Annotated in this window: 10 protein-coding genes; 4 read left to right on the top strand and 6 right to left on the bottom strand. The window is 59.0% G+C overall.

Features of this window, described 5'->3' with window-relative positions; translation table 11 throughout:
* Positions 1–44: 44 nt before the first annotated feature.
* The gene (putP, locus tag HG264_RS03940) at positions 45–1520 is read right to left on the bottom strand and encodes a sodium/proline symporter PutP (RefSeq protein WP_169406436.1); all 1476 of its coding nucleotides are present in this window, start codon (positions 1518–1520) and stop codon (positions 45–47) included.
* Positions 1521–1918: 398 nt separating this feature from the next.
* Between putP and lon the strand changes: the two genes are divergently transcribed.
* A complete protein-coding gene (gene lon, locus HG264_RS03935) occupies positions 1919–4336 on the top strand; it encodes an endopeptidase La (RefSeq protein ID WP_169406435.1) in 2418 nt (805 codons plus the stop codon).
* An 81-nt stretch (positions 4337–4417) separates the two neighbouring features.
* Here lon and HG264_RS03930 read toward each other — a convergent pair whose 3' ends face one another.
* Positions 4418–6508 carry a FimV family protein gene (locus HG264_RS03930; protein ID WP_169406434.1) on the bottom strand — a complete coding sequence of 697 codons (2091 nt, stop codon included), beginning with the start codon at positions 6506–6508 and terminating at the stop codon, positions 4418–4420.
* Positions 6509–6893: 385 nt separating this feature from the next.
* Between HG264_RS03930 and cmoA the strand changes: the two genes are divergently transcribed.
* Complete coding sequence (cmoA, locus tag HG264_RS03925; protein WP_169406433.1) at positions 6894–7634, top strand: carboxy-S-adenosyl-L-methionine synthase CmoA; 741 nt, start codon at positions 6894–6896, stop codon at positions 7632–7634.
* Positions 7631–8602: a tRNA 5-methoxyuridine(34)/uridine 5-oxyacetic acid(34) synthase CmoB gene (gene cmoB / locus HG264_RS03920; RefSeq protein WP_169406432.1), complete on the top strand. Its 972-nt coding sequence runs from the start codon at positions 7631–7633 to the stop codon at positions 8600–8602. Before cmoA ends, cmoB begins: the two co-directional genes overlap by 4 nt.
* A gap of 18 nt (positions 8603–8620) precedes the next feature.
* Here cmoB and HG264_RS03915 read toward each other — a convergent pair whose 3' ends face one another.
* From HG264_RS03915 to HG264_RS03900, 4 genes are all read right to left on the bottom strand, one after another.
* Positions 8621–9412, bottom strand: a complete 792-nt coding sequence (locus HG264_RS03915; protein WP_169406431.1) for an acyl-CoA thioesterase II — start codon at positions 9410–9412, stop codon at positions 8621–8623.
* A 94-nt stretch (positions 9413–9506) separates the two neighbouring features.
* A complete protein-coding gene (locus HG264_RS03910; RefSeq protein WP_169406430.1) occupies positions 9507–10205 on the bottom strand; it encodes a hypothetical protein in 699 nt (232 codons plus the stop codon).
* A complete protein-coding gene (locus HG264_RS03905) occupies positions 10189–11232 on the bottom strand; it encodes a TIGR01620 family protein (RefSeq protein ID WP_169406429.1) in 1044 nt (347 codons plus the stop codon). Before HG264_RS03905 ends, HG264_RS03910 begins: the two co-directional genes overlap by 17 nt.
* Complete coding sequence (locus HG264_RS03900; protein WP_169406428.1) at positions 11229–12587, bottom strand: YcjX family protein; 1359 nt, start codon at positions 12585–12587, stop codon at positions 11229–11231. The genes HG264_RS03905 and HG264_RS03900 overlap by 4 nt, the downstream gene beginning before the upstream one ends.
* A gap of 71 nt (positions 12588–12658) precedes the next feature.
* On the opposite strand from HG264_RS03900, the gene HG264_RS03895 reads away from it, so the two are divergent.
* Positions 12659–13060: a TM2 domain-containing protein gene (locus HG264_RS03895; protein WP_169406427.1), complete on the top strand. Its 402-nt coding sequence runs from the start codon at positions 12659–12661 to the stop codon at positions 13058–13060.
* Positions 13061–13120 lie beyond the last annotated feature (60 nt).

The following is a 13120-nucleotide window of genomic DNA, read 5'->3' as shown; positions in this document are numbered from 1 at the left end:
AAAAGGGCCGGACTGTCTGCAGTTCGGCCCTTTCCTTTTCTGGATCAGTAGCGATTGGCTACGTCGTCAAAGGTTTCCTGAATGGTTTTAGATGGCTCAGGCGTCAGCAGCGTGACGATCACGATGGCAAGCGTTGCCAGAATGAAGCCGGGGATAATCTCGTACAGACCGATAGTGTCGATCTGTTTGTAGACCACGACGGTTATGCCGCCCACGATGATGCCAGCCAACGCGCCATTGCGGTTCATGCGCTTCCAGAACAACGAGAGGATGACCGCTGGGCCAAATGCAGCGCCAAAGCCGGCCCAGGCATAGGACACCAGGCCCAGCACCGTGCTCTCTGGATTGAATGCAAAGATCAACGCCAGAACGGCGATACCGACCACGGCGAAGCGCCCTACCCAGACCAGTTCGCTCTGGGTGGCATCACGGCGGAACAACGCCTTGTAGAAATCTTCCGCCAGCGCTGAAGACGACACCAACAGCTGCGAGTCAGCGGTGGACATGATGGCAGCCAGCACTGCGGCGAGCAGGATACCCGCCACCAGCGGATGCATCAGTGCCTGGATCAGCGACAGAAACACCGTCTCGGCGTCTTCCAGGCCAGCCTCGCCAAAATAGCCGATTCCTACCCAGCCGGTCATCAACGCAGCGAACAGGCAGACCGCACTCCAGAGCACCGCAATACGCCGCGCGGTAGGCAGCGCTGCGTCATCCCCGACAGCCTTGAAACGCGCAAGGATATGCGGCTGGCCGAAATACCCCAACCCCCAGCCGAACAAGGAAATGATGGCAACGAAGCCGAGCGCCTCCCCATCGACATCGGTGAAAAACGACAGTAATTCGGGGTTGGCTGCTTCCATGGCGTTGCGCGCTTCGCCCCAGCCGCCCATGGTGTTCAGTGTCATCAGCGGAACCACGACCAGTGCCGCTGCCATCAGCAGGCCCTGAATGACGTCAGTCCAGGACACCGCAAGAAAGCCACCGAAAAAGGTGTAGGAAACGATGATCAACGTCCCCACGACGACGGCCAGCTCGTAGCTCAGGCCGAACGTGCTTTCGAACAGCTTGCCTGCAGCAACCAGACCCGAACTGGTATAGAACAGGAAGAACAGCAGGATGAACACAGCCGAGATCACCCGTAGCAGACGGGACTTATCTTCAAAGCGGAATTCGAAATAAGCCGGCAGAGTCAGCGAATCATTAACCGCGTGGGAATACACGCGCAAGCGCCGCGCCACGATCAGCCAGTTTAGATAAGTGCCCGCCAGCAGCCCGGCGGCAATCCAGGTCGCTTCATAGCCAGCGACCAATGCATATCCCGGCAGCCCGAGCAATAACCAGCCACTCATATCCGAGGCCCCGGCGGAAAGCGCTGCAGTACCTGGCCCGATGGTGCGACCACCGAGGATATAGTCGGACAGATTGCTGGTTCGCTTGTAGGCGATAAACCCGATTGCAAGCATGATAGCGATGTAGACGGCGAAGGTAGCCGTCAAAATCCCTGCATTTCCAGTCATGTTTTTAGCTCCTTGGTGCTAGGGCGTCGAATACGGTTCTCATGCCTGCCCCGTTTGGCCCTGGATATCGGGCTCGTTCATCAGATCCCGCCTGATCGGAATGCAATTCTGCCACAGCACGCTCGCCGAAGGTTCATGAATGGCCTGCTGATATCAGCAGTGACAGCCCCGCAGTGTCCCCATTAAGGCACTCAACCCGATACGCATCGATTCAGGCCAGCACAACGCTACCGGCTCTGCATCCACATTAGTTCAAAGTCAGCCATCCGACGAGTCGAACTTGACATTTGAGCACAGCACCTTGCGGTCATAGAGGCGCTATTGAAATACAGCAATGCAGGCACCATCTCATTGCAAGAGACTCACAATATTGAATTCAACCATTACAGGAATCTTCAATGACTGATCAGTCTTCAACGAAACCAGATTTCATCGAAGGGGACGAGCAGGAACATAAACAGGATTTCGAACCTGGCACCGGTCTGGTCATTCCCAACCAGCGGCTGCCGGATAAAATCTACTTGTTGCCCATCCACAACAGGCCGTTCTTCCCGGCCCAGGTCATGCCCGTGGTCATCAACGAGACGCCCTGGGCAGAGACCATCGAGCGGGTCGCCAACACTCCCCACCACGCGCTGGGTCTGTTCTATGTGGACGCGCCGCTGGATGAAAGTGGCGACATTGACAGCACCCATCTCCCGGAGATCGGCTGCGCAGTCAAGATCCATCATGCGGTCAAGGAAGACGGCAAGATCCAGTTCATAGCCCAGGGGCTCACCCGCGTTCGCATATCCAATTGGTTGACTCGCAAGCCGCCCTACCTGGTCGAGGTCGAGTATCCCGAGTCACCGACTGATGAGCGCGACGAAGTGCGCGCCTATGCCATGGCACTGATCAACGCGATCAAGGAGTTGTTGCCGCTGAACCCGCTCTACAGCGAGGAGCTGAAAAACTACCTGAACCGCTTCAGCCCCAATCAGCCTTCGCCGCTGGCGGATTTCGCGGCGGCGCTGACATCCGCACGCGCGGAAGAGCTGCAGGACGTGCTGAACACGATTCCTATCCTGCGGCGCATGGAAAAAGTGCTGGTCATGCTCAAGAAGGAGATCGACGTTGCGCGGCTGCAGGGCGAGATCAGCGCGGAGGTAAACCGCACCATCACCGGGCATCAGCGCAAGTTCTTCCTGAAAGAGCAGCTCAAGGTTATCCAGCGCGAACTGGGATTATCAAAGGACGACCGCACGGCAGATATCGAGCAGTTCCGCCAGCGGCTGGCGGACAAGACATTGCCCGAGCCAGCCAGCAAGAAAATCGAGGAGGAACTGCAGAAGCTATCAATACTGGAGACCGGCTCCCCTGAATACGGCGTAACCCGCAATTACCTGGACTGGGCCACGTCGATCCCCTGGGGCCTGACGCATACCGACAAGCTGGATATCAAACATGCCCGCAAGGTGCTTGACCGTGATCACGATGGGCTCGAAGACGTCAAACAACGCATACTCGAGTTTCTCGCTATCGGTGCGTTCAAAGGCTCGGTTTCAGGCTCGATTATCCTGCTGGTCGGCCCGCCTGGCGTAGGCAAGACCAGCATTGGCCACTCTATAGCGGAAAGCCTGGGGCGCCCGTTCTACCGGTTCAGCGTTGGCGGGATGCGTGACGAAGCCGAGATCAAGGGTCACCGTCGTACCTACATCGGCGCCATGCCGGGTAAGTTCGTACAGGCATTCAAGGATGTTGGCGTGATGAATCCGGTGATCATGCTCGACGAAATCGACAAACTCGGCAGCAGTCATCAGGGCGACCCGGCCTCGGCGCTGCTCGAAACACTGGACCCGGAGCAGAACAGCCAGTTTCTCGATCACTACCTGGATATGCGGCTCGACCTGTCCAAGGTGCTGTTCGTATGTACAGCCAATACGCTGGACAGCATTCCCGGCCCGCTCCTGGACCGCATGGATGTGATTCGCCTGTCCGGGTATATCGCAGAGGAAAAACTGGCCATCGCCAAGCACCATCTCTGGCCGCGACAGCTGGAGCGCGCCGGACTGCGCAAGAGCCAGTTGCGTATTACGGACAAGGCACTGCGCGAGATCATTGAGGGTTATGCACGGGAAGCTGGCGTGCGCAATCTGGAAAAACAGCTGGCCAAGATCATCCGCAAATCGGTCATGCAGCTACTGGACGACCCTGAGCGCAAGGTCAGCATCAAGCCGGACGACCTCAAAACGCTGCTCGGCACCCCCGCATTCCGTACGGAAAAGACACTCAAGGGTGTCGGTATCATTACCGGCCTGGCCTGGACTTCGATGGGTGGCGCAACCTTACCCGTCGAAGCAACCCGCATTCATACTCTTAATCGGGGGTTCAAGCTGACCGGCAAGCTTGGAGACGTGATGAAGGAGTCGGCGGAAATCGCCTATAGCTACGTCTGTGCCAATCTTGGACGGTACAAGGCAGACAAGAGCTTCTTCGATGAAGCCTTCGTGCATCTGCACGTACCCGAGGGCGCGACGCCCAAGGACGGCCCCAGTGCAGGCGTAACCATCGCCAGTGCGCTGCTCTCACTGGCGCGCGACGAGGCGCCACGGGAAGGAATTGCCATGACCGGGGAAATCACGCTGACCGGACAGGTCTTGCCTGTCGGGGGTATCAGAGAGAAGGTTATCGCAGCGCGTCGGCAATCCATTTATGAACTGATACTGCCTGAAGCCAATCGAGGTGATTTCGAGGAGTTGCCGGATTATCTGACCAAGGGGATGACCATCCACTTCGCCAGTCATTTCCGCGATGTGGCCAAGCGACTATTCAGCTAGCGAACCCGTATCAGCTAGCAAACCGGAGCCACTGCGCCCGTCCAGCGTGCAGCCAGACTGGCGCAGTGACCCGATTATCCCTTAACTGTCACGACGCGGTGTTTGCGTGCCCTGCTTGCCAGGGAAGAGGTCCTCGTCGTCATCCAGCTCTTCGACCTCGGGCATCTTGCGCAGACCATCACGGAGCATTTCGTCATCATGCGGCTCCGGTTGCGCCTCGGGGTCCTGACCTTCCGGGTCGCGATTGCCTGGCGCGGGGGTCAGCCCTTCGATCAGGTCCCAGTCAGGATCCAGCGTAAAATCGTTGAGATTCAACTCGCTGGTTTCCTCATCGGCGGCGAGATCGTCTGACGCGTAAGGCTGGGTATTGTCTGCGAACCCATCGAAATCTTCGTCCAGTAATGGCTCGAGTTCATCAATCTGCTCAACCTCATCATTGCGTCCGGCAAACAACGTCGGGTAGCTGGATTTGATTTCATCAATGCGCGCTGAGTTGCCCCCGAGCGCGAGGACCGCCTGTTCCTGCTCGACAAACTGGCGCAGCTCGCCCAGCTCCGCGAGCACTCGCAGCTGCTGATAGCGCAGGTCCAGACGCTTGGGATTCTCTTCAATTGCCCGCTCCACCATCACCAGTGCTTCAGCAAAGCGCCCGTAGGTGATATAGAGCTCCACGCCATCGAGCGGGTCCACCGAGCGCGTCACTCGAGGAGACACAGCTTCTTTAACCATAGTGGTTTGCACTGCAGCCTCGGCCGCCAGGGACGCCGCCGCCGCTTCAGGCACCGTCAGCTCTCGTCCGTCGATTGTCGTTGTGTCTGCTTCCTGCTCATCCTGCTTACGCTTCCACAGCCATGCCAATACTCCAAGCAATGCTGCGAGAAGACCCAATAGCACAGGCCACCAGCGGGTGAAGAACGTCTCGTTGCGGGCTTGCGGCTCAGGCAAGACAACTTCAGCAGCGATAGCCCCGGATTCCGGTTCAGCGCTGCCGGTCGCCGAGACAGTGCCGGTTTCCTCAGTGCCCTCATCAACTGTGCCTACCGGCGCGATATCGTCCGGCGTGCTTTGTGCCTCGGAGGCCTGGGCTGCACGCAATACCTCAAGCTCCGCCTGCAGATTGGCAATCTGGCGGTCACGCGCATCCAGCTCGTTCAACAGCACATTGAATCGCGCCTCCAACGATTGCAGGCGCTCAAGCAGCACCTGATTGTCGGCGATCGCGGTGTCCGGGGTGGTTTCTTCGATCCGGAACCGCGCAGCGGGATTCGACCCGGCCCCTTCCGAACGCACGCGCTCAGTGGATGACGCTGCCTCCGGTGTATCGGACCTGGCCACCCGTTCCGCTGCTGCCTGACCAGGCCGTGCCTCCCGAGCCCCTGCACTGGTTGTGGTCGAGTCTGCCGAGCCGGTCTGCGCTGTGGCCTCAACGCCCAACTGCTCTGCAGTGGGAAGCACCAGCGTGGCATTGCTGCGCAGCCGACCAATATCGCCGCCAATGAACGCGTCTGGATTAAGGGCCTGGATAGCCAGCAGGTTATTGCGGATCGAAACCGAATCGGCCGGACGCGTTTTCTCCGCTATTTCCCAAAGGGTATCGCCGGCGACCGTGGTGTAAGTGCTGGCACCTGGCTGCGCGGATATATCCGGCAATTGCGCTTGCGAGGCAGGCGCAGCAGAGCGATTAGTAGAAGGAGAACCGCTGGCGGTGCGCTGAGTTGGCGCTGCGGATGCTTCACGCACGGGCGTCTGGCTCAACACACCTGAGTTAGGGTCGTACAGCGGTGGGTCGAGCAAGAGCGTGTATTCACGCAACACCCGGCCGTTGGGCTGACGTAGCTCAACCAGGAAATTCAGATAGGGCTCAAGTACCGGCTTGCTTGACTGGATACGGACGGCCAGTTCGTTGCCAGTGACCACTGGCGTAAAGCGCAGGTCGGACAGGAAGAAAGGACGTTCGATACCAGCATTGGCAAAAGCGTCAGCGCCAGCGAGCGATACCCGGATCTCATCCGGAGCGATTCCCTGGCTGCCTTGCAGCTGAATGACGGCGTTCAAGGGCTGATTCAGGGCGGATTGCAGTTCAACCTCTCCTAACCCCAGGGCATTGCTCAAACCTGCATAAAGAGCCGCCACCGAGGCGACGCCGAAAACGAACTGGCGCTTTACTGCCATACCCTATCCTCTGTTATATGAACGACAAACGCTGTGCTGCGTCGTCGCCGTCTCCCCACGCCGACAAGATCTTCCCCTTGCGACAGATATCACTATGACATCACAACGACTGAAAAACGAGCTGCGCAATGACTCAGTCGTCAAAAAATGGTTCGCGGTGCGTATCATAACCGTAATGGTCATTTTCATGACATAGCGGGTCGTCCGGGAGCTGCTGTACTGAGAAGCGCCGGAATCGTCATAAACGCTGAACAGCTGTAGCTACTGCGGTCGCAGTTTGTGCCGTTGAAAGCGGCAAGGCCCACCAAAGGCGCTGGACTGTCCCCGCCCTCTTACGCCTCGTTTTACGCTAAAATCCGAACCTTCAGACGATCCGGACCTGACCATGACGGAAGTAGACAAACTGTTCGCCGCCCCACTGAACCGGGTGGCTGACTTCGTATTCGATCATGATGTGGCGAAAGTTTTTCCCGACATGATCAAACGCTCTGTACCCGGTTATCCCACCATTGTAGAGAGTATTGGGCTGATCGCCGGGCAATACGCTCAACCAGGCAGCCTGATCTATGACCTGGGTTGTTCCCTCGGTGCCGCCAGCCAGTCCATGCGCCGTCACGTGCGCGCCGACGGCTGCCATATCCGCGCCGTCGATAATGCAGAGGCGATGACAGAACGCTGCCGCGAGTATCTCACCGCACAGGATTCGATGGTGGAGGAGCTGACGCCCATCGACGTGGTGCATGGCGATATTCTCAACCTGCGGTTCGAGCCCTGTTCCGTCGTGGTACTGAACTTCACTTTACAGTTCATCAACCCGGAACAGCGCCTGGGCCTGCTTACGCGCATCTACGATGCCTTGTTGCCCGGCGGCATCCTGATCCTGTCCGAGAAGTTGCGCTTCGCTGATGCGAATACTCAACAAAGCCTCGAGTCACTGCACTACGCCTTCAAGCGCGCCAACGGTTATAGCGAACTGGAAATTGCGCAGAAGCGCACCGCGATTGAAAAGGTGATGCTGCCGGACACGCTGGAGACGCATCTACAACGGCTGCAGGAGGCCGGCTTCAAGCACGCCCATAGCTGGTTCCAATGTCTCAACTTCGGCTCGATGATTGCCCATAAATGATTGATTTCGCACCGCTGTATCGCAGCCTGACAGGTACGCCGCTCGAACACTGGTTGGACCCCCTGCCCGCTGCCCTAGAGAAACGTATGGAAACTGCGCGCAAGCACGGCGATCTGCCGCGCTGGCAAGCCTGTCTGGAACTGTTGCCGGACCGCGCGCAGCCAAGCGTTCAGTTGCAGGATCGTGTCACGATCGGCCGGGCCGGCGAGCTGACTGAGGCCGAGCACGCGCAGCTCGAACAGTCGCTGCGAGGCCTGCACCCCTGGCGCAAGGGTCCCTTTGAGCTGTTCGGCATTCATATCGATACCGAATGGCACTCCGACTGGAAGTGGCAGCGCGTAGCGCCGCACCTGTCGCTGGAAGGCAAACGGGTACTGGATGTCGGTTGTGGCAACGGATACTACATGTGGCGAATGTGGCAAACCGGAGCCCGACAGGTTATCGGGGTGGATCCGAACCTGTTGTTCATGACGCAGTTCGAGGCGGTGCGGCATTACCTGCCGGACGCGCCCGTCTGGCTGCTACCGCTAACGCTGGAAGACCTGCCGGAGCCCACCGGCGGTTTTGATACCGTGTTTTCTATGGGGGTGTTCTACCACCGACGTTCCCCGATCGACCATCTGCTACAGCTCAAGGCCTGTATCGCGCGAGGTGGAGAACTGGTGCTGGAAACGCTGGTTATCGAAGGCGACGAGCACAGCTGTCTGATGCCGCAGGACCGCTACGCCCAGATGCGTAATGTGTGGTTCCTGCCGTCGGTGGCGATGCTTGAACGTATGCTGAGTCGCGCGGGGTTCGTCAATATCCGCTGCGTTGATCTTAATCGCACCAGCACCGAAGAGCAGCGCAGTACCGACTGGATGCGCTTCCAGTCGCTACCGGATTTCCTCGATCCCGATAATGCCGCACTGACCTGCGAAGGGTACCCGGCCCCGCTACGCGCGACGCTGATCGCCGAGCTACCCTGACCTTCCGGTAAAGCGCTATCAGCCGAACACTGTGACGGTCTGACGGCTGATAGCAACCAGCTCACCGCGCTCATTCCAGGCTTTGGCTGCGGTATGGCCGTAACCATCCTTGGCGCGCTCGATTTCCGCCCGGTATAGCAGGGATTCGGTATTGCCGACCTGCGGTTGTGGCTGCATGAATTCGATGGTCCAGGTCAGCGTGCTGGCCGGTGCCCGTTGCGACAGGTGCGGTAGCACCGCAGGCGGCCACACATCCATCAGTCCCAGGATATGCCCTTCGTGGATATCGCCTTCGTCGTGGCTGAAGCTCATCCAGCCGCCCATTTCGCGCTTGCGGCTATTGGTAAATGGCAGATCGCCGTAAAGCCAGCGCACCGCGAAGTGCTGAATAAAATCGGGACTGATTCCCTTGACGAAAGGCAGCTCCTTGCACTCCTGCGGAGCCTTCGCCTGCGGCGCCTCTTCAGCGGCGACATCAACAACGGACTCACGGGACGCGCCAAAGCTGCCCTGAATAATGCACATCGTCTGGCCATTCTGCATGGCTCGGCCAAGGATCTGCGTGACTGCCTTGCCTTCTCGCAGTACCTCGGCTTCTACCTGCATCGGTTCTCCGGGCGCGACCGGACCGACAAAGGTAATTGCCAACGACCGAACCGGGCGGCCGCTGGCTTTGGCGCGCATGCCTTCAAATACCAGCGCGGCGATCAAGCCGCCATAGCCAGCCCGACCCTGGGCCCAGGTGGCGGGGACAGTAACCTGATGGTCTGGAGATTCAGCCAGCGCAGCGAGCAGATCAGCGAAAGTCATGGGTGTCTCTCTTATGAATGTTTTCAGTATGTTAGGTGATACTGCCAGGGCCGCAAAGACCTGCTCAGGCATCATCCAGCTGCGGAATGTAGCCTTATGGTGCGGACCCGCCGATCAAGCGCAGCCCGCACAACCAGCCGAGCGCCAGCCAGGCCGCCGGGAGCTCCGGCCAGTCGTGCTCACCCAGACCATTCAGCGTAAAGCCAGGCTCACCCGCCCGCGCGAGCAGTTGAGTCTGCCACCAGACAACATAATTGCCGGAACCCGGCTGGTAACGTTCAAGCATGATAGTACGCAGCCTGAGAGGCAGAGACTCGAACAGAAGCTCATCGATCGCCGGGAAGATCTTCTGTTCGTTTTCCAGATACGCTGATTCGGCAGCAGGCTTCAGATCCAGTTGCCGGGTAAGCACGACCAGTTGCGCAGCGTATTCGCGGTGGCTGTGCAATGGATCCAGCCGCACGCGCCAATCGAGCTGAAGCCGCTCGATTGCCTCTATCAAGGTGTTGGGGCCGGCGCTTGGTGCATCAAGCAAAGACGCCAGCCAGCGACGCTGATGAAGCGGCAAGACCTGCATGAGCAGTCCGAGTTCGTCGCTACTTGAACCCGCCCGCGGCTTCCAACCCGACACTTCCGTGTCAGGGATTGCAAGCATCCGAGCGCAGCGAGCGGACCAATCGGCCGGCTTCAACTGTTTCTGTAGCGCTTCCCAGCGCTTGACCAGCGTTTTGCGCCGCTTGGCCAGCCAGCGCTCCATCAACCAGCGCTGGCGTGACTTATAGGGTTGGTTCATCCTTTACCTTACCTAAGCGTTCCCGAATTCCGTTGATGACGCCGCGGTTGTCCTCGGCCAACATATCGCGGTCCGGCAGCGGCACTGCTCTACACAAATCCAGGGTGAAGTGACCCAGTCGAGCGCTATACAAGCCGACCCCTATCCCCTGCCCTATACGGGCTGCCAGCTTTTCCATTATCCCGGACAGCAGACTGTCACTCAGTGCACCGATGGCCATCTCGGTGCCGCCGGCCAGGGCAATATTGCGCAGCACGTGACGCGCCAATCGCCAGCGCCCGAGCTGTCCCATCGGCAATCCGAAACAGACCGCTACCCGTTGCATCATTCGCAGGTTCCGCCAGACCACCAGCATGAGATCCACCGCGACCCAGGGACTGGTCGCTACCAGCATGCCCGTGCCTATGGCACCGCGACGCACCATTTGCCGCGCCTGCAAATCCAGCGGTTGATAGAACAGCAGATTCAGCCGCCGGCTGATTTCATCAGCACCGTGTGAGCCATCCAGGTCAGCGCAGGCGATGCGCATGCGCGAGGCCAGCGGTGTATTGGCGTACAGGTCCTGTAGGCGATCCAACCAATCCACAGCCAGACGCTCGCGCGGATCAGCCAGCGCCGCCTGCATCTCCAGACGCAACTGCTCGAGCTCGGTCAGTCGCCCGCGATGACGGCGCAGGTCGCGCCAAGCCATTAAACCCGTGCCGGCAATACCGACACCCAGCGCGCCCAGCAACCCACCCGCCACCGGATGCCACTGCCAGGCAGCCAATGTCCAGGTGGACCATTCATACACGGCGCCGCCGAGCGCAACACCCACTGCCGCGCGCCACAAGCGACGCGGCCACAGACTCAGGGGTGGTGCGTTGATCGCGCCGGGCAAAGGTAGCTCTTCGGCAATTTCCTGCTCGCGCGGGGTCATGCTGGCTTCGCCAATAATGCGGGTGCGCGTCAGTTCGGCCTCGGTGGCAGGCTGCTCCCAGGTTTCCAGGATTCGGGTTTTCTCGCGCGGCATCTCGTTCTCTTTCATAGCTGACTCCCATCCACCAGCCAGCCGATCAGGTCATCCATACGGTAGTGGGGAAAGGGTTCGTTGCGATGCAACCCGGGCGGTGGGCGCAACCTGAGCAGTTCAGGTCCTTCGACCTTGAGATCGAGCGGAAGGTGTTCGGGAATACTGCCGGGCTGGTAACGCACCCAACCGGTTTTACCGACCAGCCCGGCCACCAGCGCGTCACCCTCCTGACGCGTCGAACGGATCGCTGCCAGCGGAAAACCGCGCACTTTCACGCCGCCATGCCTGACTTCGGACAGGCTATCGGTAACCAGGTCTTCCAAACACTGTTGCACCGCTCGCTGCTGTCCGGGCACCACCTGATCAACCTTGGTTGCGCAGACCGCCAGCTGGTTGATGCGCGGCTTGAACAACCGCTCGAAGAAACTGTTACGGCCATAGCGGAAACTTTCCAGCACTGACTCAAGCCCTGCTTTAAGGTCGCTTAGTGCATGCTGACCTGCATCCATCGGCGCCAGCATATCGACCAGCAGTATCTGCCGATCCAGCCGACTGAAGTGCTCGTCATAGAACCCCTTGACGATGTAGTCGCGATAATAGTTGAAGCGCGCTTCACACTCGGCCCACCAGCTGCCCTTGCTGCCACTGCTGTGCTGGTTCGCGGATAACAGCGGTACAAACCGCAGCATCTCCGGCGCAACACCACTGCCAGGCAACAGGAATCGGCCGGGCTGGTTGCGTGCCAGCCCCGCCTCGCTGCGGCAGCGCTGTAGAAACGTGGTCCAATCTTCGGTGAGCTTTGCCAGTTGCTCGGGATCGTGCGGCTGGTCAGTTTGCAAGGCCATCAGCTCGTCCCGCAGGGGTCCGGCCAGACTGCGTCTTGGTTCGGTATCCAGCCAGCTGCGCATCTGTTCGCACCACTGGCCGTAGCTCAGGCGCAGTAATGGCAGATCGAGCAGCCACTCGCCCGGATAATCCAGGATCTCGAGCCGCAGTGAACGGGGGCCGTGCAGCTTCTTGAGAAACCCGCGCGAGCGAAAACGTAGATCCACCACAACGCGGGACAAATCGCGGGTGGATTCCGGCCAGCTGGCCGGATCGAGCGACAATGACCGCAGCGCCTCAAGGTACGGAAAAGGCTGCTCGACTGAATCACGCTGCCAGCGGACTGATTCCAGCCGGTCAAAGGGCGCACGTCTGGCCAGCAAACCTCGCTGGTGATTCTCCAGCTGATTGATCAGGCTGGTGATGAAGGTAGTTTTACCGGCGGCGCTGAGTCCGGTTACTCCGATCCGTAATCGCTGGGTAGTGAGACGTCCGGCCTGTTCCCGGGCTTGCTGCACGAGCCCGTTTTTTTTCCGTACTACCATGCACCTGCTCCAGTAATCATTTATGGTTAGGAAGTATTGCACAACAGCTAAAAGGAATTGAGGTAGCACTAATGGCATATTCTGACACTCACAGCAAAACCATCGGTTACCTGCTGTGGATCTTCGGGTTCATGGGCGCTCACCGTTTCTACTACGGCAAACCCTGGACCGGCACGCTGTGGTTCTTCACGCTGGGCCTGTTTTTCATCGGCTGGATTGTCGATCTGTTTCTGATTCCGTCCATGGACGATAAAGCCGATCGGCGCTTTCGCAGCGGCCCGATCAATTTCAATCTCAGCTGGGTATTGCTCACCTTCCTCGGCATTTTTGGCGCTCACCGTCTGTATCTGGGCAAGTGGATCACCGCGATCATTTATTTCTTCACGGGCGGCCTGTTCCTGCTTGGCGTGCTGTATGACTACTGGACGCTGAACGAGCAGATCTCCGAGAAAAATATCCAGCGCTCGTGGTGAAGCGGGCGATGGATATCGGGCGAATCAGGTAAACTGGCGGCCTTTTTTTAGCCGGTCAGA

The organism is Pseudomonas sp. gcc21 (genome assembly GCF_012844345.1).
Taxonomy (GTDB): Bacteria; Pseudomonadota; Gammaproteobacteria; order Pseudomonadales; family Pseudomonadaceae; genus Halopseudomonas.
This window is presented reverse-complemented; position numbering and strand designations above follow the sequence as displayed.

Excerpts from the sequence above, each read along its gene's own strand:
- lon (WP_169406435.1), top strand. The coding sequence starts at position 1,919 with ATGACTGATCAGTCTTCAACGAAACCAGATTTCATCGAAGGGGACGAG.
- HG264_RS03900 (WP_169406428.1), bottom strand. The coding sequence starts at position 12,587 with ATGGTAGTACGGAAAAAAAACGGGCTCGTGCAGCAAGCCCGGGAACAG.
- putP (WP_169406436.1), bottom strand. The coding sequence starts at position 1,520 with ATGACTGGAAATGCAGGGATTTTGACGGCTACCTTCGCCGTCTACATC.
- HG264_RS03930 (WP_169406434.1), bottom strand. The coding sequence starts at position 6,508 with ATGGCAGTAAAGCGCCAGTTCGTTTTCGGCGTCGCCTCGGTGGCGGCT.
- HG264_RS03910 (WP_169406430.1), bottom strand. The coding sequence starts at position 10,205 with ATGAACCAACCCTATAAGTCACGCCAGCGCTGGTTGATGGAGCGCTGG.
- HG264_RS03905 (WP_169406429.1), bottom strand. The coding sequence starts at position 11,232 with ATGAAAGAGAACGAGATGCCGCGCGAGAAAACCCGAATCCTGGAAACC.
- cmoB (WP_169406432.1), top strand. The coding sequence starts at position 7,631 with ATGATTGATTTCGCACCGCTGTATCGCAGCCTGACAGGTACGCCGCTC.
- HG264_RS03895 (WP_169406427.1), top strand. The coding sequence starts at position 12,659 with ATGGCATATTCTGACACTCACAGCAAAACCATCGGTTACCTGCTGTGG.
- HG264_RS03915 (WP_169406431.1), bottom strand. The coding sequence starts at position 9,412 with ATGACTTTCGCTGATCTGCTCGCTGCGCTGGCTGAATCTCCAGACCAT.
- cmoA (WP_169406433.1), top strand. The coding sequence starts at position 6,894 with ATGACGGAAGTAGACAAACTGTTCGCCGCCCCACTGAACCGGGTGGCT.